27 protein-coding genes and 4 tRNA genes are annotated in these 21,569 nt (G+C 55.3%); 12 read left to right on the top strand and 19 right to left on the bottom strand.

Annotation, left to right across the window (positions count from 1 at the left end):
• Positions 1-73 precede the first annotated feature (73 nt).
• Positions 74-370 (bottom strand): HNH endonuclease signature motif containing protein, encoded by a 297-nt coding sequence (locus H8696_RS08065; RefSeq protein ID WP_249316427.1) that lies wholly within the window; start codon positions 368-370, stop codon positions 74-76.
• A 68-nt stretch (positions 371-438) separates the two neighbouring features.
• On the opposite strand from H8696_RS08065, the gene H8696_RS08060 reads away from it, so the two are divergent.
• On the top strand, positions 439-621 hold the full coding sequence (locus tag H8696_RS08060) for a type II toxin-antitoxin system HicA family toxin (protein ID WP_249316425.1): 183 nt from the start codon (positions 439-441) through the stop codon (positions 619-621).
• A gap of 40 nt (positions 622-661) precedes the next feature.
• Positions 662-1,054: a type II toxin-antitoxin system HicB family antitoxin gene (locus H8696_RS08055; protein WP_249316422.1), complete on the top strand. Its 393-nt coding sequence runs from the start codon at positions 662-664 to the stop codon at positions 1,052-1,054.
• 73 nt (positions 1,055-1,127) lie between these two features.
• Here H8696_RS08055 and H8696_RS08050 read toward each other — a convergent pair whose 3' ends face one another.
• The 11 genes from H8696_RS08050 to H8696_RS08000 all read right to left on the bottom strand — a co-directional run bounded on the left by H8696_RS08050 (position 1,128) and on the right by H8696_RS08000 (position 10,634).
• Positions 1,128-2,213 (bottom strand): DNA-methyltransferase, encoded by a 1,086-nt coding sequence (locus tag H8696_RS08050; protein ID WP_249316420.1) that lies wholly within the window; start codon positions 2,211-2,213, stop codon positions 1,128-1,130.
• A gap of 136 nt (positions 2,214-2,349) precedes the next feature.
• Complete coding sequence (locus tag H8696_RS08045) at positions 2,350-2,742, bottom strand: sigma factor-like helix-turn-helix DNA-binding protein (RefSeq protein WP_249316418.1); 393 nt, start codon at positions 2,740-2,742, stop codon at positions 2,350-2,352.
• Positions 2,732-3,079 carry a VRR-NUC domain-containing protein gene (locus tag H8696_RS08040; RefSeq protein WP_249316416.1) on the bottom strand — a complete coding sequence of 116 codons (348 nt, stop codon included), beginning with the start codon at positions 3,077-3,079 and terminating at the stop codon, positions 2,732-2,734. The genes H8696_RS08045 and H8696_RS08040 overlap by 11 nt, the downstream gene beginning before the upstream one ends.
• Positions 3,051-3,503 carry a hypothetical protein gene (locus H8696_RS08035; RefSeq protein WP_249316414.1) on the bottom strand — a complete coding sequence of 151 codons (453 nt, stop codon included), beginning with the start codon at positions 3,501-3,503 and terminating at the stop codon, positions 3,051-3,053. The genes H8696_RS08040 and H8696_RS08035 overlap by 29 nt, the downstream gene beginning before the upstream one ends.
• Before the next feature lie 333 nt (positions 3,504-3,836).
• Positions 3,837-6,563: a DUF927 domain-containing protein gene (locus H8696_RS08030; RefSeq protein ID WP_249316413.1), complete on the bottom strand. Its 2,727-nt coding sequence runs from the start codon at positions 6,561-6,563 to the stop codon at positions 3,837-3,839.
• A 54-nt stretch (positions 6,564-6,617) separates the two neighbouring features.
• Positions 6,618-7,349 (bottom strand): hypothetical protein, encoded by a 732-nt coding sequence (locus H8696_RS08025; protein WP_249316412.1) that lies wholly within the window; start codon positions 7,347-7,349, stop codon positions 6,618-6,620.
• A gap of 14 nt (positions 7,350-7,363) precedes the next feature.
• Positions 7,364-7,768 carry a gp33 family protein gene (locus H8696_RS08020; RefSeq protein WP_249316409.1) on the bottom strand — a complete coding sequence of 135 codons (405 nt, stop codon included), beginning with the start codon at positions 7,766-7,768 and terminating at the stop codon, positions 7,364-7,366.
• Positions 7,716-9,428: a DEAD/DEAH box helicase gene (locus H8696_RS08015; protein ID WP_249316407.1), complete on the bottom strand. Its 1,713-nt coding sequence runs from the start codon at positions 9,426-9,428 to the stop codon at positions 7,716-7,718. Before H8696_RS08015 ends, H8696_RS08020 begins: the two co-directional genes overlap by 53 nt.
• Positions 9,429-9,737: 309 nt before the next feature.
• On the bottom strand, positions 9,738-9,998 hold the full coding sequence (locus H8696_RS08010; protein ID WP_249316406.1) for a hypothetical protein: 261 nt from the start codon (positions 9,996-9,998) through the stop codon (positions 9,738-9,740).
• Positions 9,995-10,222 carry a hypothetical protein gene (locus H8696_RS08005; protein ID WP_249316405.1) on the bottom strand — a complete coding sequence of 76 codons (228 nt, stop codon included), beginning with the start codon at positions 10,220-10,222 and terminating at the stop codon, positions 9,995-9,997. Before H8696_RS08005 ends, H8696_RS08010 begins: the two co-directional genes overlap by 4 nt.
• Positions 10,223-10,364: 142 nt before the next feature.
• Entirely contained in the window at positions 10,365-10,634 is a 270-nt protein-coding gene (locus tag H8696_RS08000) for a hypothetical protein (RefSeq protein WP_249316404.1), read from the bottom strand.
• A 148-nt stretch (positions 10,635-10,782) separates the two neighbouring features.
• Here H8696_RS08000 and H8696_RS07995 point away from each other — a divergent pair, with 148 nt between their 5' ends.
• Positions 10,783-11,232, top strand: coding sequence for a hypothetical protein (locus H8696_RS07995; protein ID WP_249316403.1), 450 nt, complete (start codon positions 10,783-10,785; stop codon positions 11,230-11,232).
• A gap of 356 nt (positions 11,233-11,588) precedes the next feature.
• Here the strand turns inward: H8696_RS07995 and H8696_RS07990 are convergent, their stop codons facing one another.
• Both H8696_RS07990 and H8696_RS07985 read right to left on the bottom strand, forming a co-directional pair.
• Positions 11,589-11,768 carry a hypothetical protein gene (locus H8696_RS07990; protein WP_249316402.1) on the bottom strand — a complete coding sequence of 60 codons (180 nt, stop codon included), beginning with the start codon at positions 11,766-11,768 and terminating at the stop codon, positions 11,589-11,591.
• A 38-nt stretch (positions 11,769-11,806) separates the two neighbouring features.
• Positions 11,807-11,998, bottom strand: coding sequence for a helix-turn-helix transcriptional regulator (locus tag H8696_RS07985; protein ID WP_249316401.1), 192 nt, complete (start codon positions 11,996-11,998; stop codon positions 11,807-11,809).
• A 122-nt stretch (positions 11,999-12,120) separates the two neighbouring features.
• Between H8696_RS07985 and H8696_RS07980 the strand changes: the two genes are divergently transcribed.
• From H8696_RS07980 to H8696_RS07955, 6 genes are all read left to right on the top strand, one after another.
• Complete coding sequence (locus tag H8696_RS07980; RefSeq protein ID WP_249316400.1) at positions 12,121-12,786, top strand: LexA family protein; 666 nt, start codon at positions 12,121-12,123, stop codon at positions 12,784-12,786.
• 14 nt (positions 12,787-12,800) lie between these two features.
• Positions 12,801-13,514 carry a DUF4428 domain-containing protein gene (locus H8696_RS07975; protein ID WP_249316399.1) on the top strand — a complete coding sequence of 238 codons (714 nt, stop codon included), beginning with the start codon at positions 12,801-12,803 and terminating at the stop codon, positions 13,512-13,514.
• A 20-nt stretch (positions 13,515-13,534) separates the two neighbouring features.
• Positions 13,535-14,035, top strand: a complete 501-nt coding sequence (locus H8696_RS07970; protein ID WP_249316398.1) for a hypothetical protein — start codon at positions 13,535-13,537, stop codon at positions 14,033-14,035.
• A gap of 57 nt (positions 14,036-14,092) precedes the next feature.
• A complete protein-coding gene (locus H8696_RS07965; RefSeq protein WP_249316397.1) occupies positions 14,093-14,296 on the top strand; it encodes a DUF4160 domain-containing protein in 204 nt (67 codons plus the stop codon).
• Positions 14,297-14,340: 44 nt separating this feature from the next.
• Complete coding sequence (locus tag H8696_RS07960; RefSeq protein WP_249316396.1) at positions 14,341-14,805, top strand: DUF2442 domain-containing protein; 465 nt, start codon at positions 14,341-14,343, stop codon at positions 14,803-14,805.
• A 132-nt stretch (positions 14,806-14,937) separates the two neighbouring features.
• Positions 14,938-16,089, top strand: a complete 1,152-nt coding sequence (locus H8696_RS07955; protein WP_249316395.1) for a tyrosine-type recombinase/integrase — start codon at positions 14,938-14,940, stop codon at positions 16,087-16,089.
• A 156-nt stretch (positions 16,090-16,245) separates the two neighbouring features.
• Here the strand turns inward: H8696_RS07955 and H8696_RS07950 are convergent.
• From H8696_RS07950 to H8696_RS07935, 4 genes are all read right to left on the bottom strand, one after another.
• A tRNA-Lys gene (locus H8696_RS07950) sits at positions 16,246-16,321 on the bottom strand.
• Positions 16,322-16,347: 26 nt separating this feature from the next.
• Positions 16,348-16,421: transfer RNA gene (locus H8696_RS07945), tRNA-Gly, on the bottom strand.
• Positions 16,422-16,425: 4 nt separating this feature from the next.
• Positions 16,426-16,500 (bottom strand) — tRNA-Gly (locus H8696_RS07940).
• A 9-nt stretch (positions 16,501-16,509) separates the two neighbouring features.
• A tRNA-Leu gene (locus H8696_RS07935) sits at positions 16,510-16,593 on the bottom strand.
• A 214-nt stretch (positions 16,594-16,807) separates the two neighbouring features.
• On the opposite strand from H8696_RS07935, the gene H8696_RS07930 reads away from it, so the two are divergent.
• The gene (locus tag H8696_RS07930) at positions 16,808-17,512 is read left to right on the top strand and encodes a coenzyme F420-0:L-glutamate ligase (protein WP_249316394.1); all 705 of its coding nucleotides are present in this window, start codon (positions 16,808-16,810) and stop codon (positions 17,510-17,512) included.
• On the opposite strand, the gene H8696_RS07925 is transcribed toward H8696_RS07930, so the two are convergent.
• Entirely contained in the window at positions 17,493-18,413 is a 921-nt protein-coding gene (locus H8696_RS07925; protein ID WP_249316393.1) for an aldo/keto reductase, read from the bottom strand. The genes H8696_RS07930 and H8696_RS07925 overlap by 20 nt on opposite strands.
• Positions 18,414-18,506: 93 nt before the next feature.
• Between H8696_RS07925 and H8696_RS07920 the strand changes: the two genes are divergently transcribed.
• Complete coding sequence (locus H8696_RS07920; RefSeq protein ID WP_249316392.1) at positions 18,507-20,024, top strand: putative polysaccharide biosynthesis protein; 1,518 nt, start codon at positions 18,507-18,509, stop codon at positions 20,022-20,024.
• 119 nt (positions 20,025-20,143) lie between these two features.
• Positions 20,144-21,535 carry an MATE family efflux transporter gene (locus H8696_RS07915; RefSeq protein WP_249316391.1) on the top strand — a complete coding sequence of 464 codons (1,392 nt, stop codon included), beginning with the start codon at positions 20,144-20,146 and terminating at the stop codon, positions 21,533-21,535.
• Positions 21,536-21,569: the final 34 nt, after the last annotated feature.

Raw genomic sequence — 21,569 nt, 5'->3', positions numbered from 1 at the left:
CGCCCATGGAGCGGAAAAATGTAGTCCACCCACCGGTCTCCAGAGCCATCAGTTTTAATTTTGAGAGGGGGGACTATCCGATGAACCGTAGCCTCCCCGCCTCATCCACCTTGTAGCGTTTCGTTCCGCCATGCTCTTTGGCATGGCAATCCCGGCACACAAGCCTAAGATTATTCCAGGCCAAGGTGATACCCGGGTCATCAATATTGCTTGGCATCAGCGCCACCTTATGGTGGACAATCTCCCCCGGCTTGTAGATGCCAGCAGCCAAACAATCCTCACACAGCCAGCCAACACTGGCCGCATAAGCTTCCCGCGTATTCCGCCAGGCTCGCGATCTGTAAAATGCTTTCGCAAATTCTTTTGCCATTTCTTTATCATTTCTCTTGACATACGTGTTTATACGTGTTATTATAGTATTGCAAGGAGGGAACACCAATGACTGAACGGGAACTGATCCGGCTACTCCGGCAAAATGGCTGGGAACTTCAAGAAGGCAAACGCCATTCAATGGCTACCAATCCCCGGGTTCCCGGCGTTAAGATCCCGATACCTCGTCATAAAGGCGACATCCCCATTGGCACAGTCAACAGTATCCTTAAAGACGCGGGGCTTAAATAAGTCCCCGCCCTTTGGGATATTTAGAGCAAGGAGGTTTACCATGAAATATATCTATCCCGCAATCTTTGCCCGCGAAGGTGACAACTATATCGTGTCCGTTCCTGATCTTCCCGGTTGCCATACCTTTGGACATTCTCTGGCCGATGCTATCGATATGGCCCGCGATGCCATTGAAATGTGGCTGGTCGATGCTGAGGATAACGTGGATGTTATTCCCGATTTGAGTCCTCTTGATCAGGTAGTCCCGCCAGAAGGAGGCTTTGTTAATCTCATCGATGCGGACACGGACGAATACCGACGCGAGAATGATAATCGGGCAGTGAAGAAAACCCTCACCCTTCCAAGCTGGCTCAATTCTAAAGCTGAGCGGGCCGGTATTAACTTCTCGCAAACTCTACAGGAGGCTTTGAAGCAACGCCTCGATCTTGACTAATCGCTCCACGGCTCCCGCCCCTGCCTTGTATCTCATGGATACTTTGAGCGATTCATACCCTATTAACCAATTTCTACGATTCCGCCAGCTCTGCCTGCGCCTTGGCTATACGGTCCCGCGCCACCTCAAAATAGTGCGGGTCCAATTCAACTCCCACAAATTTGCGGCCCGTATTGATGCAGGCGACGCCGGTGGAGCCGGATCCCATAAATGGGTCTAACACGACCCCGCCAGGTCTACAACTTACCCGGATCAATCTCTCCAATATTGCTTCGGGCTTTTGGCATGTATGATATCTCTTCTGCGATGGGATCGGCGGTACATGCCATACATTGCAGTGCATATCGTCACAACGATGATAGTGTCGCATCGCTTCGTACTCCTGCCGCATCGCTTCGTACTCCTGCCGCATCGCTTCGTACTCCTGCCGCATCGCTTCGTAGCCTTGCCGTCCTTGCGTCATAATGCGGAAGCCCAGGGGCTCGTATACACTCTCAAAAACTGCCCTGGTCGGTATCTCGAACTGGCTGTCCCGAAAATAATGGCGCAGCATATGGGGCTTGCGTCCCGTAGCTATCATGTACTGCTTGGACACGTCCTCCTCCGTCAACCCAAGTCGTTCTTTTTCTTTGGTGTACCACGCCTTCAAAGGCCGAAAACATTCCGGGTTGCTGTGAATCCTGTCTAATCCCGTATGCTTCCAATGGCTTTCGGCATCCTTCGGGGCATTGAAAAAATGCAGGCAATATTCGCATACGCTGAACCATGACCTCAAGGCCGTCTTTCCCTCCGGGTCACGATGATGCCAACTTCGAGCTCGAAATGCATCGCCCTTATCCCATATGCAAAATGATCGAAACGCGAGGTGCGTACGCCTTTTGATCACTTCTAGGAGTTCCGCAATTTGGGCCATGTCGTTGTGCCAGAAATACAATACACCGTTGGGCTTCAATACGCGTTCACATTGTTGTAGCCAGCGTATGCACCAGTCAATATATCCGTCGATTTTGTCCCATGAGTTTACGAACTGCTTATTGCCCTTTCGGGTAGTCACTCCGATATTGTATGGTGGATCGGTCAGCACCAGATCCACGCTTCCATCCGGGATCCGCTCCATGAGCTCAAGGCAGTCGCCCTGCATCAAGGTTATATCGGTCATTCTTACCCCCATATTTTCCCAAAGCAAAGCCGCCCGAAGAATCTCCGGACGGCCACAACATATTGTGTGCACGCTTGCCTTGCAGCTTTACACGATACTATTTTAGCATGGATGATAGGGGCTTTTCGGGGCGTATTTAATCAAGCAGACTATCTTCCGCCCGTTTGGCCAAACGCTTGCACCATCTCTCGTCATAGTTCATGCGCTGTGCCACCTCCCACCACTTGAGCCCATCCACATAGCGCAGTCGCATAACCTCCTGCTCAGGGCTGGGCAACGCCGCCAACGCCTCGTCAATGACGATCAGCTCCGTCTCGTACTCCAACACTCGTGCTTTCAGCTGGTCCTCCAGCTCCAGCAATCTGGCCACGTCCGACGCCATGCGGTCCTGCTCTTTGGAGGCTCCTCCGGGCAGATCCCTGATCCGGATCGTCGACCCCTCCAGCGACGAACGGATTCGTGCTATGCGCTCCTGGAGGCCCTCTATACGTCGTCTCAAATCCCGGACCGTATGTATGTCAATCACCATCTACACCGCCTCCCGTTCCAAGGATCCCCCACTCCGCCAGCAGCGCCTGAGTTTCTTCCACCGAGGTCACCACCCCCGCATGGGCACCAGCGGCTTGCAGCCGCCGGATCGTCTCCTGCTGGAGCCTGGTCGGCCGTCCGCCCGGGCGCTTGACCTCAAAAAAGATTGCCCGTCCGTCCACGATCATCTCAATGTCCGGGATCCCCCCGGTAGCGAACCGGCCTTGGGAATGATTCTTTCGGATATGCGCGTCCGGGAATGTCCGCCGGAGATATCTCAGGATCCTTGCCTGGATCTCGCTTTCAAGCTCACCATGGGCTTTCGGCATATCGTTCATCCACCTCCACCATCCCGATCTGTGCGCTGTGATTCCACCGGGTATTGATCTCCTGCCAAGCAGCCAACCAGGCCGTGACCGCGGCCCGGAACCGTTCCAGGTCCCTATCCTGATATGCCCTATCCACCTCGCGTTCCGCAGCCTCCATGGTTTGCACAAATCCGCTCAGTTTGGTACAATCAAGATCCAACCCGCCGTCCGGCCAGACCATGGCCCCGATCTGGTGCGCTGCCCGGAAGATCGACTCCAGGTAGGGGTCCCCCCGGTCCTCCGGCTCCATGGTGTCCGTGACGCTCTCCAGTTCCTTGATCCGTTCAAGCAGCGCCGCATATTGAGGAGCGTACCGCTGTTTCGCCGCCGGCGGCAGTTTTTCCGCCATGGCTTTGCGCTGGTACAGCCCTTTAAGTTCCGCTTCCAGGGTCATTTTTGCCTCCTTTCTGGCGTGGGTCACTCCCGGTGACCCACATTTTTGGCCTCAGAAATCCTTATATATCAGGGGTTTCAGCCACTTTTTTGGTGTGGGTCACCAAGGTCCGAAATACCATTAACCTATATAGGTAATTGTGTGGTGCGTAGGGTGTGCGTATTACAATTGTCCTATATAGACATATGTATGTACGTGACCCACGTGACCCACACATGCTCTATATGGCTCCCCTCTAGGGATTCAGCGCGGGTCACCTGCGGGTCACCCGGGTCACAACCCCCTGTTTTTGGGTCACTTGTGGATAACTTTCACCGTTTATTCACATATTATTCACATGTTATCCACAATCACAGCCACAAACATCTCACGCTTGCCGCTTATCTGGCGCCGGACCTTGCAACGGCGCTTGCCGTCGCTGGGCCGGGTCTCCGTGAGAATCCAGCCCTTGTCCGCCCAGTCGCGCAGGATCCGCTGGCCGTTGTAGCCACCGGCCCGCATGGCGTCCTCGAAAATCGGCGGATACACGCACACGATCCGCTCGCCTGCCGCGCCCTGTTCCGTGATCCCATACCGCCGTCCGCCGGGCGGGTCCGCCTCGAAAAAATTGGCATTGATCCCGCACCAGGAGGCGAAATACTCCATGGCTCGGGACGCGTCGTTGACCTCATCCACGCTCTCCAGCTTGTCGAGGATCGTGTCCCCGAGCGCCAGCGCGTCGTCCATGGCCGCGCTCTCCGGCACGTCCATCAGCCACTGGCTATAGAGATAATCAGCCATGCAAACCACCGCTACGGCATGCACATGGGCCGCCTGCAGATCGGGCCGGGCAAAGAGCAGACTATCCCGTAGGGCCTGGTACTGCCCCCGAAGTTCCTCCCGGTCCATCTGGGCCAGCCGGGCGACAAACACCGGCCCAGCGGTCCCATGATACTGATCCGTCGCGTCATACATGGCTCTGGCCGCGTCCTCATCCTCACCAAAGGGCCGGCCGTAGATCTCGAGTACACGATTTTTGACGCCGGCCTCCACGCCCGCAGTGGTAAGCGGCTGCTCCCCGGTGGACAGGGTAATCGTCCGCCAGGTCGTAAATTTTTGCAGGCCGCCACCCCGCATACCCCGGGCCTTGGACTTGCCAAGGCCCAGCATATACACGATGCTCTTCACGAAATCGTCCCGGTCTCCGGCCACCTGCCGCTCGTCGATGAGTAGCGGCAGATCAGCATAGAGCGCCGCCATATTTTCAAGCCCTACCCTCGTTGCGTTGAAGCTGGTCTTGAGGGTCTCGGGATCGCCCCACACGCTCACCGCCCCGTAGGCGCCGGCGGTCTTGCCGCCGCCCGACGGGCCCCAGTTATGCACGATGAACACCCGGTGCCCCAAAAGGGCGAGCAGCGGCGCGCCGAACCCCGCGGCTAGCTGGAACCTCGCCAGCGGAAACTTGCGAACAGGCCGGGCCACCTGGTCAATCCAATCCTCCAGGCTCCCCGCCGCCTCATAGCCCCGGGCGATGGCCCCGGTGCCCCCCTGGTCGTCGAAATCAAGCCGGACGTCCTCCGCGCCGCCGGGCAGGAACCGGCCGTCTGCAAGCCAGCCGAAATGACTGACCGTGCTGGTCACCGGCAGCGCGTCTAAGTTGAGCCCGAACTGATCGTCAAAATACCGGACCAGGTGCCGGGCGGTCTCGCTGGACACGGTGAGCCCCTTGTCAGCCAGATCCACAATGTTTCGTGCCGCAAAGGCTACGGACCGCTTGACGATCATGGACTGCCACCGGTTATCCAGCCGGTAGGACAGTTCCACCCGTTCCTCACGGGTCTCGATATTGACCGCCCGGCCGGTGATGGCCACGGGGACCTGACTTGCCACCTGCAGCTCATCCGGTCCGTTGTTTTTGGGCACCACGCGCCGGACCCCGGTGAGGTCCCAGCGCCAGTCCCGCGGGATGCGCACCTTGAGCGGGCAGTCCTTGATCAAGTCCGAGGCCAGGGGATCGGTCTCGTTGCCGTTCACAATCCGAAAATTCCGCTGCTTGGCCTGGGCCTGCTTGACCGCGCTGTCCAGATCCCGCATGCTCACAGCCCGGCCAAATCTGTCCCGGATCTGCAGCTTATACTGGGCGTAGTCCGCGGCATTCTCGTCCTTGACCGCGGCCAGCGCCCCGATGATCTCCGCGCCAAAAATCTCTTCCGGAGTCACGTCCCTGAGCCGCGTATCGAGAGCGGACCGTTCCATGACCGCAGCCGCCGGCCTGGGCTCCCCCGGTGCATACTTGGCGCAGCTCTCCGCGATGGTGTCCACCTCATGGTCGCTCAAGGGCGGCGTGCACCGGGCCCGGTTCTCCTCATGCAGTGCCGCCCGGAGTGCCGCGGCCGACAGACCGCGGGCCCGGAGAGACGCTCCGAGCCGGAACATGAGCTCGTTGCGCTGGCCTGCCGCAAATTTGTCCGGCAGGTCCACAGCCTGGCCGGTGCTTTGCTTGGGTTCGGTCAGTGCCGACACCCACAGCTCCGGCGCCATGGCCATGGGGATTTCCGCCGGATGGTGTTCCAGCTCCCACTCGTAGGTGCGGCCGCTGGCGTGGACGCTGGGCGGGGCCACGATATAGCCACCGTCGCCCCTGACATCCAGACCGTCCATCCAGCCCACTTTATTTTTGATTGGGATCCCGGGGTAGCGGAACAACATATGCCGCCCCCCGGAGCCCGTTATCTGTTCCCATGTCGCCGGCAGCGGGCCCAGCTCGTCCTGGAGATAATCCAGGCTGTCCTCGCCTGCTTTCCCGCCGGCAGTGTCGATGTCCAGCACCCAAAAGCCGCTTACCGCGCCGGTGGCGATGCCCACATTGGCGTCCGGCCAGCGTCGCCACCACCGGGTAATGACCTGCGGATCCTTGCTGGCGTCCTTGAGGCCGCCTTGGGTCCGTGGGTGCTTGCCTTTTCGGTCACATTTGGCATTGCCGCAGGTGCACCGGCCGTCCCGCACGCTGTGCAGCGGAAACACGGCAAATCCATATTTTTGCGCATAAACCAGTGCCGCCTGCGCCTGTCTGTCCTCCACGTACTCTCCCCCTTTCCTGCGCCGTCCGGCGCCAAGCTGTCAGGCCGTTGGCCGTCATGCGCCGGGGGTGGCCGCCTCGCCCCGGACCGTCGCCCGAAGGGCCTGGGCCATGCGTTTCGTCTCCTCCGCCTGCTCCTGGGGCAACCAGCCCGCCACCCGGAACGCAGCCACTGAATACTTGTTCCCACCGGATTCCACTCGCTTAAGGGTAATGCTGGCCACCGCCGCAGAGGTCCGCTGGCGCCGGGCCAGAAACGCGGCGCGCACGAAGGTCCCGAAGGCTTTGAGGCTGGTCGGTGGCAGCGATAGAACTACGGGTACTATTTCGCCGCTCCGGAGAATGTATATTTGGTGCATATTCTTGCAAGCCTTGCCGCGGCCGCCCTCGCCGGAGCCCATGACATTGAGGGGGCACTCCGCACACGCACCACCAGGGAGCCCGGAATCCGGCGCGGGAACACCGGTCCTACCGTCGCTGGAGGCGCAGTCCGGCGGGGTGCCGCCGGTGGCGCTGTCGGCGTCTGCCCAGTAGGCATTAGCGGGATGGTGATAGAGGATAACGCCGGTGAGCTCCTGGGCATAATCCGGATTATCCGGCTGATCGGCGTTCGGGATCTCAAACTGCAGCGCACCGCCGGCGGGGATCTTGATCCGAGCATAGGAGGACGGGAGATTGCCAATGTCCTCCATCATCTCATCCATTTCTTCGGGGCTCATGTCCCCCATGATGCCCTGGTCCGATATAAGGGCAAAATCCTTGTAGATTGCAAGAGCTGTTTCCGTCATGTTGATTGCCTCCTTCATTTTTTTGTTTTCCGGGCCTGTAAGGTCCGGACCGTGAACACATGGATCAGGGGTTCTGCCCAGTCGGGCAGCCTGCCCTCTGTCTCGTAGTACTCCTTAACCAAGCTGTTGAGCGTCCCCGGGTGCACGGTGGGCTTGATGATATCGCCCAGCCCGTGGGCCCGAAGCTCCTCCATAAACCTGTCGCGGTTGGCTGCCAGCACGTTGCCCTTGATGCTCGCATGATAGCTGTAGCGCCGGCCATCCAGTTTTAGATCGTCCATCTCCTCCAGCTCCATGGCGTCGAGGATCTCCTGCTCCAATTGTGACGCTTGGGCCTTCTGGGCCTTGAGCTCGGTCTCGAGCTCGTCAATCCTGTCCCGCAGCCGCTGGAGGCTGCGGATTTCCTGAATCAGTTCCATGGCCTCTCCTTTCCCGCCAGCGGTCCACCATCTCCGCTGCGAAGTCCTTCTTGCGCCGCAGGGTCTCCAACACGTCCTCGTCAATGGTCTTTTGCGCGATAAGGTGGATGGCCGTGCAGGGGTGGCACTGCCCCGCCCGGTGAATCCGGGCCCGGGCCTGTTCATAGGTCTCATAAGAGTAATCGAGGGAGTAGAATATGCAGGTGTCCGCTGCATGCAGAGTGATGCCGAGGCCTGCTGTGCGGGTCTGGGCCACGAACACCCGGACCTCACCAAGGGTCTGGAAGTCCTGAACCGCCTGGCCACGCTGTTCCCCGGGGGTCTCGCCCCAGATGGCGCGGCATCCGGCTTCCCCCACCAGCGCCGCTGCGGCGGAACAGATCGCGTGGATTTCCGGCACGAACCGAGCAAAGATCACGATCTTTTTGCCAGCGGCGACAAGGTCCTCCAGTACCTCCTCGAGCAGCTGCAGCTTGGCAGTGCTCACCTGCCGGACCTCTCCCCCCTCGTCCGGCCTCAGATAGCCGCCGGTGAGCTGAGACAAGCGCAGCATTCGGGTGACCACCAGCGGCGCCGTAACCACCGCGGCGGCCTCGAGCTCCGCCGCCGATTCCCGCTCCAATGTGTTGTAGAGTTTTCGGGCTGCGGGCTCAAGGGTGCAGTATCTAAGCTGGTCCGTGTAGGGCGGCAGATCCAACGCCTCAGCCTTGGTCACCCGGTGAGCGACGCTGTGAGCTTTGCGGGTAAGCTCCCCTAGGTCCCGGTAAGCCACCACCTGCTTGCCCTCGAAGCCGCCCATCACGGCGTAGTGGTTGCGGAATGCGTAATAGCTGCCCTCAAAGATCGTGGGATCAAGGTACCGATATTGACTCCAGAAGTCCAGCGGCCCGTTGTTGACCGGGGTGCCGGTAAGCATGAGCCGGTACTTGGCCAACCGCCCCAGCCGATGCAGCGCCCGGGACTGCTTGGCCTTGGGATTTTTGATCCGCTGGGACTCGTCACAGACGATCATGTCCGGCCGCCAGGCGGCAATCTCATCCTCCAGCCGCCACACGGACTCGTAATTGATGACCGCCACGGCGAGCCCCTGGACCCGGGCCAGGCCTTTGAGAGCCGCGGCCTTCTGGGCCCCGGAGCCGGTGAGAAGCCGCAGGGTGGCCGGGACACTGGAATAGGCGGCCCACTCCGGCTCCCAGGCCGGGATCACGGAGAGCGGCGCAACCACCAGGCACCGGCGCACCTGCCCCTCCAAATGCCGCCGTCCGATGAGCGCGATGGCTGTCAGGGTCTTGCCACATCCCGGCTCATGGAGCAGTGCGTATCCGTCATGCTGCAGCGCCAGAGCGTAAGCCGCCTGCTGGTGTGCAAAAGGTGTGATCCCCGGGCGAAGGGGCATGGGTGGCGCGTCTGGAACATCCACTGCTTCCACCGGGATCTCCGGCTGGGGCAAGCGCGCCATGAGCTCATCGTCCAGTTCCAGACCCCGGAACCCGGCCAGGATTTCCAGGGTGGCCGCCGTGTTTGGCAGCACCCACACACGATTCCATGGGTCCCAGCGCCTACCGGGGACAGCATCTGCCGCCGCCCGCACATTAAAGGGACAGGTAAGCCAGATCTTGCCCTCATGGAGCTCCGCCCGCGGCGTGATGGGCTGGCTCATCCCCGATAACCCCGAGCGACCAGCGCCATGTACCGCCGCCCCTCGCAGCAGGGGAACACGGGTGTAACGCACGCAAGGTTGTCCAGGGCCTCAATATGATCGTTCAGTGTCATGTTCAGTTATCTCCTTCCAGCGGCCTCAATCGGAGCTGACCGCCCGACAAGGTATAGCCCGCGAGTGTCTTGACGGATCCCTTTCGCCTGGGTATAATGTAATTGTAATCTTTTTCTGGGTTCCTCTTTTTGGGGGCCTTCTTTTTTTGTCGTTTCTGGGCCGAATAGGTCCTGGTAGTCCACGCCAAACACGTTGTCATACCTCATTGATCTCCCTCCTGTCCATCGTTATTTCCAGCTGATTGTCGCCCGCCATCTCCCGGAGCTGGCCGATATAGCTGGCGACGCACGCTGGGCACCGGTCCTTGGCTGAGGCCCGGAAAAGCACTTTGCCGTCCGACCGCTCCAGGCAGATGGACACATCCAGCAGCCACTCGGCCGCGGCCCGCCGCTTCGGCTTCCATGCGCTGCCCCGGCAGTCGTGGCAATCGTCACACACCTCAATGATTGTCCTCATTTCTTCACCTCCCATCTCAAGCCATAACTACGCACAGGGCCGTCCCCAAAGATGACCTTGATCGCCGTGGGATAAGGTTCGCCGCGGGCGTATTGGGGCTCCACGACCGTGGCGGGATCCTCCAGCAGCTTGTGGGATTCCTGGCACGCCTTGATCCGATCTTGGACTGTTGACGTCCGGCCACAAATCTCGCATACATAATAGGTCTTTGTAAGCACTTTCAAACCGATCACTCCTCTCGTTGCTTTGTCTCACGGATCCAATCCTCTAGCTCTTTGCAGGCCGCGCATAACGGATAATCGTAGAGGCTCAAGTAGACCTCACTGATTAGCTCTCCACAAGCGTCACAGCGGGTCATCCCTGCATTCACTCTCCGAGGTCCCGGTACAACGCCGCCTGGGTCATCCAGTTGTACAGGGGCAGCTTGGGGATGCGGCAAAACCTGGATGAGTGCGGGCCCTGCCGCCCGCCAAACCCGAAGGGCAATGTACCGTGTTCCGCCGCTGCCCGGATGATGTCCACGTCCACGCCCCAAAGGACCGCCAAATCCTTGGCCGTGACACATGGACTGTCGTCCCGTTCCAGCAGCTCCAGGAATGCTCGCTGCTGCTCCTCAATAATCTTGGGTACCTTCATACCGATTACTCCTTTCTGCTTTGGTTGTGGTTTGGGGTGGTTTGCAATCGCTCCATGGATATACATGCTTCAATTTCCTCCTCCCCTCTCTGGAAAATTCTTAGCCTATGTGGTACAATTTGGTTATCTCCATAAACGAGGTGCAGTTATGTCTGATACGCTAATTGCCGTTCTTATTGGTGCCGCAATATCAATTATTCCTACAGTTTTTATCTCCGTTTTCCAATTCATTGGACAAAACCGCCAACAAGAATTCCAGATAAAATTGGAGCGAACTAAAATCTATGAGGCATCCCGAAAAGAAGCGCTTGAATCTTTTATGTATCATCTCGGCGCGATGGTATCAGATCGATTGCCGCCGGATAAATTTACCCCTGCAAACTATTTTGCAGCAGCAAAAAAAGCTTGCATCTATGTATCACCGGATACGGCAAAATTGATTGAAACCGTAAATAAATTGGTAGATGGTAACTGGAACGCACAGAATCACTATACCTACCTGCTGGATTCAAATGAATTTATCGCGCTTAACCAGGCTATTTCATACGAGCTTTCCGTACCAATCAACGATGGTGCATGCCGAAATAATGCTAAATGATTCGTGCCCTAGCCATATCAACCATTCATAATGATCACAGGCGAATTTAGTTTTACGGGTGCCCTTTTCTAAAGCCCAGCCTAATAGGAAGTTTGCACACCCAGCGATAAACAGCAGTGTCACCCATATTAATGAGGCTTCATTTCCCCAAACAAGCCATCCAATGCTGCACAAAACAAACAATTTATGAATAATCACATTGATGCAATATGGGCATTTTGGGTGTGTTCCTCTAGCGTAGCAGCGGAACCCCAAAAACCAGTTTAGCAATATGCCCGCATGTCCGATAACAACCACCGATATCATCCATAGCATCAGTCATCGCTCCTATCCGTCGTTGTTATCTCTGTCCGCTCCTAACCACGCTTGTAGTCATTGCAGAACCGGATCGCTTCCATTTCGGAATCAAACACATCGACCCATACATCGCAGGACCGTGTCTCTGTGCAGCCGCTTTCTTCGCCATCTCGTGCCGGCCTTACCCGGGCCACCATTCTTCCATTGTCAAACACCTTGGCTTCCACCGCGTATTTCATATTTTCAGCCCCTTCATCATGTCTAGCTCACTAGACTATTAGTCTAAAAAAATATCACTAACTTTTTCTCCCAAAGCTTGTGCAATTTTACGCAAAGTTTCGGTCGTTGTTATCGTCACCATGCCTGTTTCTAGGCCAGATATAGTGGCTCTAGATACCCCCGATTTTGCTGCGAGTTCTTCTTGTGTCAGATTGTGTTTCAGCCTTTTCTCTTTAATCCTGTATGGCAATTTTGTTCACCTCCATTGCCTGTAGTCTAGCACACTAGACATTCATTGTCAAGCCTAATTTACAAAAATCTTGACTTCTTGTCTAGTGTACTGTATTATGTATTTGACATGGAGGTTATATAATGATTTTAGGTGATATTATAAGCGATTACAGGAAAGACCATAACATGAATATGCAAGAGTTTGCGGACAGAGCCGGTCTTAGCAAGGCTTATATTTCTATATTGGAACGGAATTATAATCCTAAAAGTGGAAAACCCCCTATCCCGTCTCTTGAAACTATAAAAGCTGTAGCTGTTGTCGTTGGCCTTGATGTCAATGATGTTATTTCTGCCCTGGATAGTGATCAACAAGTCTCTTTGAAACCAGATGCAACTCTCCCCGACAACATCATGCCCCTGCCCAAAATGCGCAAGGTTCCGCTGCTGGGTACAATCGCGTGCGGTGAGCCCATCCTTGCTCAGGAGAATATTGAGGACGAGGTAGACATGCCCGAAAACGTTCATGCAGACTTCTGCCTGCGGTGCAAGGGCGAAAGTATGATTGGGGCACGAATCCAGGATGGCGATATTGTGTATATCCATCAGCAGCCGGATGTTGAGAATGGGGAGATTGCCGCCGTTATTATTGACGATGAAGCCACCCTAAAGCGGGTGTATAAGTATCCTAATAAAGTCGTTCTTCAGCCCGAAAATCCGCAATATGCGCCGTTGGTTTATGTGGGCACCGAATTGGAAGCTATCCGTATCATTGGTAAGGCTGTAGCATTTTTGAGTAATGTGGTTTAGTGGGAGGCTTATGAATGATTATCGCCGCAATTGCATTTCTAAGTTTAGCCATAATTTTTCTGATAACCCATATGGATATTGAAGCAGCAGTGGGTGCCCTTGGAGTTGGAGTGCTTCTATTGATAATTGGGTTAATCAAGAAGAAAAGGAGCTCTTATAAAAGTGAGCATCCATGCTCGATATGCAACCAAAAACTACCAAAGCTTGTTAGGAGCCAAATTGGAGATGGTGAGATTTGTTCGGCCTGTAGCCGTATTTGCCTTCATTCTATGTTGGCAACCACTGACGAAGTCAAAGCTGCCTGGGAAAGAAATCATGAACGGTTAAAAAAATTTGAGGAATCCAGGGTAGTTAAAAGCCCTTTATCCGGTCGTATTGTTTTGGATACCGAACATAAATGGGCATATATCTCTCAAAAGAGACATCTCAAAAAGGAGCCTATAGTTTTTTCCTTTTCTGAGATCGAAGGATATCAAATCGAAAGTGCGGGCGAACATACGGTTACAAAAAAGATGGGCGGTTTCACGCGAGCAGTTGTTGGCGGAACGCTTTTTGGTACCGCTGGGGCCATTGTTGGCGCTTCAACGGCTAAAGAGCAGATTAAGACTCGCGGTGGTATACCTATTCTATACGTCAATCTTAAAATTATGAATCTTAGAACTACTGATAGTATTGCTCACCCACCAGTTGGGGCAAATCGAATTCTTAACAGTATGATGAACCAATAAGGAGCAAGGGAGGTAACGGAATGTCATCTAAAGAGCGTCGAGAAGAAAAGCTATCCTACTATGGGCGGCGGATTGTCGGTCTAAAAGCCTACATGTATTTCTGGCTTCCGGTGATTACTGTACTACTGATCAGCGGTATTGTGCAATATATCACCGCCTGGGATGGCAATGCTTTGGGCTTTGTCGTACAGCTTGTGCTTTCCGTAACCGCGGTGTGGGCCTGGGTCACGATCTATGATGTGTCGTCGATCAGTTGGGTATCAAACATCATCTTTTTGATCGTTTTTGGTGTTGGCATGATCATCAATATTATTCCCTTGTTTTCTGGGTCAGCAGAGCTCATGGGCACGTCCATATTTGGTGGTTTTCTTGGGCGGTATATGATGGTCATATCCATTGTCGTGTCGGGGTTCTTTTTGATATTCGTCGGATTCTATTTGGGCATGTTTTGCAAGCATAAAGTCTTTTTTCGATCCTCGCTTAAGACCCTCCAGAAATTTAGCGAAGACGAAACGGCATAAAAAAGTCTAGATTTCTGGTGATTGTTTTATATTTTTAGTTGACTAACGTCAACCATTATGAATGAGCACAATCCTCCACACATCCACGCAGTATACGGAGAGCACAACGGCATGTTCGAAATCTCTACCCTAAAAATGATCGAAGGCGATCTACCGGCCAAAGCACAAACACTTGTGCAGGAATGGGGCCAAAAATACCAAACGGAACTAATGGATATGTGGAATAACCGGACGTTAAAAAAACTCCCGCCGCTCGAATAACGGCGGGAGTTTCCCCCTAACCTAACCTGCTAGGAGGTGTTATCATGTTGTCCATCAAGGTATCGTCCGTTACGCCCCTGTCCGATATGCGGCTTCTGGTCATATTTGAAAATGGGGTGATCAAATTGTTTGACGTGCGCCCCATCATCACCGATTATCCCGAATATGCCGCCTTGGAAAATCCGGATTTATTTGCCCTGGTTAAGGTTGAGCCCGGCGGCTATGGCGTTTCCTGGACCCCGGAACTTGACGCTTCGGAGGGCGAATTATGGGAAAACGGCGTGGAAATCAAGGGCTTGTCTTACGACGATCTTGTGGCATTTGTGCGCCATAACGTCATCGAGACATCGGACGTGACGCAAATCCTGGACTGCTCCAGGCAAAATATCGACAAGCTGACCAAGCGCCAGAGATTAGAGCCCATCAAAATCCTGGACAAGACCAAGCTCTTTCTACGCTCCGATATTGAGCGTCGGGCCTATCAAACAGCGCCCCATGGCAAGGAATGACAGCAAAAATAAATGCTCCCCCGGTGTTGGCGCACCGAAGGAGCGGTTGCAGATGCCCACCCCAAACCACTGCGGCGTAGCCCTGCCTTATTATTATACCATAAGGTGGGGCCAGCCGGAAAGGAGCAATTTATGGCGACCCCACCGAAAAAACAAAAAAAGCAGAAAACAAAGCGTGAAACCCAGTCCAAACTTGTGGAGGTCAAGGTGACCGTGGGCCGGAACTACGACGGATCGGCGATCCGTAAGAGCTTCTACGCCCCCTCTCGGAAGCAGGCCCTGGAGAAGGCCGACGCCTACAAGCTGGCGCTGGCGACCAACACTCTCACGCCTACCACCGTCACATTTGAGCAGTGGGCCAACAACTGGCTCACGACCTACAAAGAGGGCTCCGTCCGGGACGTAACCTTGGAGCGGTCCTACAAGGGCCCGTTGGACAAGCACATCATCCCCTACTTTGGCAGGATGCGGCTCTCCGAGGTCCGCCCGGTACACGTTCAGCGATTTTTTCAGACCAAGGCCGGCTACTCCTATTCCCAGCAACATAAGCTCAAGCTCATCCTATCCGATATCTTTGAGCGCGCCATGGAAAACGATCTGATCAGCAAAAACCCGGCCAAGAGGATCAAACTGTCCAAGAGCGCCGATGACCGGATCAAGGCCAAGCAGGCCTATACCTATGACCAGGCCCAAATCTTTGTGAGCTTCGCCCGCCGTCACCCTTTCGGCGTGGGGCCCATTATCCTGATTAAGACAGGGATGCGACTGGGTGAGCTGCTGGCTCTGGAGCTCGCCGCTATCGACGAAACGGCGCGGGTCATCCATGTGCGCCAGTCCGTCTCCGAGACCCGCTACGGCCTCGAGTATCACGCCTGCAAAACGCGTAAGTCCGTGCGGGACATCCCCTACAGGGAGGATCTGGACGACATCCTTAAATCCGTCCCCCGGTACACGCGGCGGCAGCGGGGCAAGGTCATCGTTCCCCATCAATACCTTATCACCAACAGATTTGGGGGCGGCTGTGGTCCCCATAGCTGGCGGCGGCAGTACGACAAGTTCATGGACGATTTCATAGATTTCTGCAAGACCGAAGGCCACAACGACATCCCCCGGCTCACGCCCCACGAGCTGCGGCATAGTTTCGGGAGTATCCTCTATGAGCGCGGCGTGGATATCGTGACGATCAGCAAGCTCATGGGCCATGCCAGCATCGATATTACGACACGTCTGTATGTCCATGACAACGCGGATCTCAAGCGGCAAGCCATTTCGAGGGGTGTTTAACCCCTCTTTTCTTTACGACTTTTTTACGACACTTTGATGCCTTTCATAGCCGTTTTAGGGCTTCTGCTTATTTCATCGTGGAGGTTTAGTATTGTTCTGATCTTTTCTGATAAACAGCAAAACCCCTGCAGCTGTAAGGCTACAGGGGTTTCACGATGGTGCGCCATCGGGGGCTCGAACCCAGGACACCCTGATTAAGAGTCAGGTGCTCTACCAACTGAGCTAATGGCGCATAACCGGAGCTTGTCCAAGCATTTATGGAGCGGGTGAAGGGAATCGAACCCTCACAGCCAGCTTGGAAGGCTGGAACTCTACCATTGAGCTACACCCGCAAAATGGAGCGGAAGACGGGATTCGAACCCGCGACATTCGCCTTGGCAAGGCGACGCTCTACCACTGAGCCACTCCCGCGCAAGATTTTGGTGCGGGCGAAGAGATTTGAACTCATACGCCATAGGCACTAGATCCTAAGTCTAGCGCGTCTGCCAATTCCGCCACGCCCGCGTATCGTCCCACAAAAGAACGGGAACGAGAAATATTATATCCAATCCTCCCCTCATCGTCAAGGGGAATTTAGGAAATTTCTCGTTCTTTCTTCATTCAGGCATAAAGGTTCCCCGATTCGCAAAGATTTATAAGGAGATATCCGTTGAGATTTGTTTTTTCTACCATTCTGCGGTAAAATAGAGACGATTTACGACCGAAGGAGTTGTTAGGCATGAGTGAAGCCGTTTTGGCGGCCAATGATGGCAAAAACCTGGTGATGGAGGTCGAGGGCAGAAGATATGCCCGGTATGCCGTAAAAACCCATGTAATCACCGATAAAGATGATATCGTGGAGGTTTGCCAGCGTTATGCGGGGCCTCTGCTTCAGGACAACGATACGCTGTTCATTTCAGAAAAGATCGTTGCCTGCACTCAAAAACGCGCCATTCCCATGAAGGATATTCATCCCCGGAAGCTTGCCGTTTTCCTTAGCAAGCACGTACAAAAAACGCCCGTCGGCATCGGTCTTGGCATTCCGGAAACCATGGAGATGGCTCTTCAGGAATGCGGTACGCTGCGAATCCTGTTTGCGGCTTTCGTCTCGGTGATCGGCAAAATCTTTGGTAAACACGGCTGGTTTTATCATGTGGCTGGTGAGAAGGCGCGGGCCATCGACGGACCCTGCGATTACACCCTGCCTCCCTACAACGAATATGTGGTGCTGGGCCCCACCGATCCTGATGAAGTTGCCCTACGCGTATCCAAAGCCCTGGGTCATCCGGTTACCGTAGTGGACGCCAACGATCTCGGCGTCAACATTCTGGGCGTATCCGATCCCTCCATGAGCCGCGAACGTCTCGCGGCCATAATCAAGGACAACCCTCTCGACCAAAAAAGCCAGCAGACTCCCCTTGGAATCATTCGTCCGGAAAACTGATCAAACCATCCATTTCAGCGGCGGAAAGCGTAAGCTCCGCCGCTTTTGCATTGCTGCGAACCTGTTCCGGTGTCTTGGCGCCCGCCAGAGCCACCGTATGCTGGTGGGCCAGCGTCCAGGCGATGGCCATTTGTGCCGGTAAAACGCCCCGTTCCCGTGCCGCCTTTTCCAGTGCCTCCACCGTCCTGAGCGCACGGCCAAGATGGGGCTGCTTAAAGTAGGGATAGAACTTCACGCGCCGGTCGTACCGTTCCTCGGGCATGCCCCTGTACTTGCCCGTCAGCATTCCGCCCGCCAGGGAGCCATATCCCATCAAGGTCACGCCCTCCCTTTCACACAGGGGCATGAGCGCTTCCGGCGCACGGCAAAGCAGCGAATACTCATTTTGTACGCTCACCACGCTTCCCTTGGACAGAGCCTCTTGCAGCAACGGCAGGTCAAAATTGGATACTCCCAGATACCGGAATTTTCCCGCCCGCTGCAGACGTTCCAATTCTGTAAGGGTGTCTTCCAGAGGCGTTTGGGGGTCCGGCCAATGAATCTGGAGCAAGTCCACCGTCTCCACCTGCAGCCGCATCAAGGAGGCCTCCAGCTGCCCTGCGAGCGTCTCCGGCGCCAAACAGTGGCGCATGCCGCCCTCCCAGACAAGACCGATTTTGGTGGCCAGCACCACTTCGTCCCTTCTGCCTTGAATGGCACGCCCCACCAGCCGCTCCGCTCTGCCCTTGCCATAGGCCGGCGCCGTATCCACAAGGTTGATACCCCTGTCCAGCGCCGAGCGAACCGTGGCGATGGCCTGCTGTTCAGTGACAGAACCCCAAAAGTCTCCGCCCATGGCCCAGGTTCCAAGGCCCACCCTGGACACCTTGCAGCCGGTTTCGCCCAGCTTTTGATAGATCAACCCAACGCCCCCTTTTCTGCATTATAACATGATCCAGGGGCATTTCCACCTATCCGAACGAATATGCTGTTCTAAGAGGAAAGGTGGGTAAGCATGTCAAGAAAAAATTCCTTCATCGCCGGCGCCTTCATTTTGACGGCAACCGGCTTTATCACCCGCATGCTGGGGTTCGTCTACCGCATCTATCTTTCCAATATTATCGGCGCTGAGGGCATAGGCCTGGTTCAGTTGGTGACGCCCATTTACTTTCTGGCAATCACGGTCTGCTCGGTGGGCACCTCCACCGCCATCGCCCGGCTGGTGGCCATCGAAAACACCAGAGGAACAAGCGGCGGCCAGCGCAGCATCGTCTTTACCGGAACCGCCATTTCCATCGTGATTTCCCTCATTGTCACCGTGTGTGTATATTTATTTGCAGATTTTATAGGGGTAAAATTATTAGGAGACGGCCGAACCGTGCCCGCGCTGCGTCTTTTGGCTCTGGCCATTCCCTTTTCCGTCATCACCAGCTGTGTCCGCTCCTATTTTTACGGCATCAAAAGAATGGGTGTGCCCGCAGCGGCGCAGGTTCTGGAACAGGTGGCCCGCATGGCGGCCATCTTCGTTGTGGCTCCTCTTTTTTTGACAAGGGGTCTGCAGGCTATGTGCATCATGGCGGTGGTGGGCACCATCGTAGGTGATTTCATCGCCTTCCTCTTTGTCATGATATCCTACCATTTCAAGGGTCCGGACGCGGCTCTGCAAGGCCGAAAGGCCAGTGTAAAAAAGGTCCTTGGCATTGCTGTTCCCCTCACCGGCAACCGCGCCCTGTCCTCCCTCATCAACAACTATGAGAACGTCATGATCCCCGCCAAACTCCAGCAGTTCGGTCTGTCCAGCTCCGACGCCCTGTCCACCTATGGGGCACTGTCCGGCATGGTTATGCCGCTGCTCTTTTTTCCCTCCATTCTCACCAACGCCCTGTCCACCAATCTTCTGCCCATGATCTCTGAAGCCAAAGCCTCCGGCCAATACACCCGGATCGCCAACACCGTGTTTCGGGCTTTGCGCTTTTCACTTCTGATCGGCATGGGTGCCGCGGCACTATTCGCCACCGAGGGATACAATCTGGGCATTGCCCTGTATAACCAGCCCCTTGCCGGCGAGCTTTTAACGGCGCTGTGCATTCTTTGCCCCTTCCTCTACATTCAGTCCACCTTTGGCGGCATTCTGAACGGGCTGGGCCTGCAGGACGCCGTGTTTTTCAACGGTTTGATCAGCGATGTGCTGCGTATCCTGATTCTGCTGTTCCTGGTCCCCCGTTTTGGACTGGTTGCCTTTATCGCCGGCCTCATCCTGAGTACTGTGCTGGTGTCCATTCTGGATATCCGGGTGGTTCTGAAGCATGTGGTTTTCCATTTTAATATGGGCGGTATCATCCTCCGCCCCCTTATCGCCGCTCTCATCAGTGCCGCATGCCTGCACTTCCTGCCTCCCTTCACCGGCTTACCCGCGCTGATCGGTCTTGTCATCCGTATCGGCCTCCTGCTTCTTGTATATATTTCGGCTCTTCTTTTCACCGGCGGACTGAAAAAGCAGGACTTCTCACGTTTACATAAATCTAAATTATGAATCACGAAATGTAAAACTTTCAGAAAATAAGGTCCGCGATATTGAAATGCCTGCCCGGCAGTACTATAATGGATGGTGTGTGGCTTAGGCCATCTTAGATGAAAAAGGGAGGCTATACAATGTCCATCATGGTCAAGGACCGCAGCTTTTACAAGCGGCTGGCATTTCTCGCCATTCCTCTTGCGCTGCAGAACATCATTACCTTTGGCGTGGGCTTTGCAGACAACCTCATGGTTGGTTCCCTAGGAGACTTGGCTCTCTCCGGTGTATTTCTCTCCAACCAGGTGCAGAACATCCTGCATATGCTGACCACCGGACTTGGCTCCGCAATGATCGTACTGGCTGCCCAGTACTGGGGCAAAAAGGATGTATCCAATACCAAAAATGTGGTGGGCATTGCGCTTAAGATCAGCGTGGCCGTGGGCCTGCTGTGTTTCGCTCTGGTCATGATCATGCCCGAAAAAATACTAGGGTTGTTCACCAACGATCGGGCGGTGATTGCGGAGGGCCTCAAGTACATCAAGATCGTGTGCTTCTCCTACTTCTTCTTTTGTATCACCAACGTGCTGCTCGCTTCCATGCGCTGTGTGCAGAGCGTTAAAATCGGCCTTGCCGTATCCATCACCACCTTCGTGGTCAATGTCTTTTTGAACTGGGTGCTCATCTTTGGTAACCTGGGAGCGCCCAAGATGGGTGTGGCCGGTGCGGCCGCCGCTACCCTGACCGCCAGAATCATGGAGTGTATCGTGGCCTTCGTCTATGTGCGTTTCATCGATAAAAAGCTGGTTCTTCGCTTCAAGGAGCTCATACACACCAATCTTGATCTTCTCAAGGACTTTTTCCATTACGGCCTGCCGGTCATGCTGGGCGATGTGCTCTGGGGGATCGGCACGGCAACCCAAGTGGCCATTCTGGGCCGGCTTGGACCGGAGGTCATCGCCGCCAACACCATCGCCAACAATATCTTTCAGATGCTGGGCGTCATGGTCTACGGCACTGCCAACGCCTCCAGCGTCATCATTGGTCAGACGGTGGGCTCCGGCGATTACGACAGGGTCAAGCAGTATACCAAGACCCTGCAGGTAATCTTCCTTTGTGTGGGCGCCCTTTCAGGCCTGCTGCTCTACCTGTGCAAGGACCTCATCCTCAGTCTGGGCTTCCAGAATATCACCCCCGAAGCCCGGCAGTATGCGATTCAGTTCATCACGGTCCTGTCCATCACCATTGTGGGTACGGCCTATCAGATGTCCGCACTCACCGGTATCGTGCGGGCCGGTGGTGCCACGCACTTCGTGCTTATCAACGATCTTATTTTCGTATGGCTGGTGGTCATTCCCTCAGCGCTTTTGGCAGCCTTTGTGTTCCACTTTCCGCCGGTAGTGGTCTTTGCCTGCCTCAAGTGCGATCAGATTTTGAAATGCGCGGTGGCCGTGGTCAAGGTCAACCGCTTCAACTGGATCAAGAAGCTGACGCGGGAAGAGGAGCCAAAGAAAGTGGAAGCCGCGGGCTAATCCCACAAATTCCAAAAGCAGGCCCATGGCCTGC

Source organism: Gehongia tenuis (assembly GCF_014384795.1).
GTDB classification, from domain to species: Bacteria; Bacillota; Clostridia; order Christensenellales; family NSJ-53; genus Gehongia; species Gehongia tenuis.
The sequence above is the reverse complement of the archived record's forward strand: the minus strand, read 5'-3'. Positions and strand labels throughout refer to the sequence as shown.

Excerpts from the sequence above, each read along its gene's own strand:
- H8696_RS08065 (WP_249316427.1), bottom strand. The coding sequence starts at position 370 with ATGGCAAAAGAATTTGCGAAAGCATTTTACAGATCGCGAGCCTGGCGG.
- H8696_RS08060 (WP_249316425.1), top strand. The coding sequence starts at position 439 with ATGACTGAACGGGAACTGATCCGGCTACTCCGGCAAAATGGCTGGGAA.
- H8696_RS08055 (WP_249316422.1), top strand. The coding sequence starts at position 662 with ATGAAATATATCTATCCCGCAATCTTTGCCCGCGAAGGTGACAACTAT.
- H8696_RS08050 (WP_249316420.1), bottom strand. The coding sequence starts at position 2,213 with ATGACCGATATAACCTTGATGCAGGGCGACTGCCTTGAGCTCATGGAG.
- H8696_RS08045 (WP_249316418.1), bottom strand. The coding sequence starts at position 2,742 with ATGGTGATTGACATACATACGGTCCGGGATTTGAGACGACGTATAGAG.
- H8696_RS08040 (WP_249316416.1), bottom strand. The coding sequence starts at position 3,079 with ATGAACGATATGCCGAAAGCCCATGGTGAGCTTGAAAGCGAGATCCAG.
- H8696_RS08035 (WP_249316414.1), bottom strand. The coding sequence starts at position 3,503 with ATGACCCTGGAAGCGGAACTTAAAGGGCTGTACCAGCGCAAAGCCATG.
- H8696_RS08025 (WP_249316412.1), bottom strand. The coding sequence starts at position 7,349 with ATGACGGAAACAGCTCTTGCAATCTACAAGGATTTTGCCCTTATATCG.
- H8696_RS08020 (WP_249316409.1), bottom strand. The coding sequence starts at position 7,768 with ATGGAACTGATTCAGGAAATCCGCAGCCTCCAGCGGCTGCGGGACAGG.
- H8696_RS08015 (WP_249316407.1), bottom strand. The coding sequence starts at position 9,428 with ATGAGCCAGCCCATCACGCCGCGGGCGGAGCTCCATGAGGGCAAGATC.
- H8696_RS08010 (WP_249316406.1), bottom strand. The coding sequence starts at position 9,998 with ATGAGGACAATCATTGAGGTGTGTGACGATTGCCACGACTGCCGGGGC.
- H8696_RS08000 (WP_249316404.1), bottom strand. The coding sequence starts at position 10,634 with ATGAAGGTACCCAAGATTATTGAGGAGCAGCAGCGAGCATTCCTGGAG.
- H8696_RS07995 (WP_249316403.1), top strand. The coding sequence starts at position 10,783 with ATGTCTGATACGCTAATTGCCGTTCTTATTGGTGCCGCAATATCAATT.
- H8696_RS07990 (WP_249316402.1), bottom strand. The coding sequence starts at position 11,768 with ATGAAATACGCGGTGGAAGCCAAGGTGTTTGACAATGGAAGAATGGTG.
- H8696_RS07980 (WP_249316400.1), top strand. The coding sequence starts at position 12,121 with ATGATTTTAGGTGATATTATAAGCGATTACAGGAAAGACCATAACATG.
- H8696_RS07975 (WP_249316399.1), top strand. The coding sequence starts at position 12,801 with ATGATTATCGCCGCAATTGCATTTCTAAGTTTAGCCATAATTTTTCTG.
- H8696_RS07970 (WP_249316398.1), top strand. The coding sequence starts at position 13,535 with ATGTCATCTAAAGAGCGTCGAGAAGAAAAGCTATCCTACTATGGGCGG.
- H8696_RS07965 (WP_249316397.1), top strand. The coding sequence starts at position 14,093 with ATGAATGAGCACAATCCTCCACACATCCACGCAGTATACGGAGAGCAC.
- H8696_RS07960 (WP_249316396.1), top strand. The coding sequence starts at position 14,341 with ATGTTGTCCATCAAGGTATCGTCCGTTACGCCCCTGTCCGATATGCGG.
- H8696_RS07955 (WP_249316395.1), top strand. The coding sequence starts at position 14,938 with ATGGCGACCCCACCGAAAAAACAAAAAAAGCAGAAAACAAAGCGTGAA.
- H8696_RS07930 (WP_249316394.1), top strand. The coding sequence starts at position 16,808 with ATGAGTGAAGCCGTTTTGGCGGCCAATGATGGCAAAAACCTGGTGATG.
- H8696_RS07920 (WP_249316392.1), top strand. The coding sequence starts at position 18,507 with ATGTCAAGAAAAAATTCCTTCATCGCCGGCGCCTTCATTTTGACGGCA.
- H8696_RS07915 (WP_249316391.1), top strand. The coding sequence starts at position 20,144 with ATGTCCATCATGGTCAAGGACCGCAGCTTTTACAAGCGGCTGGCATTT.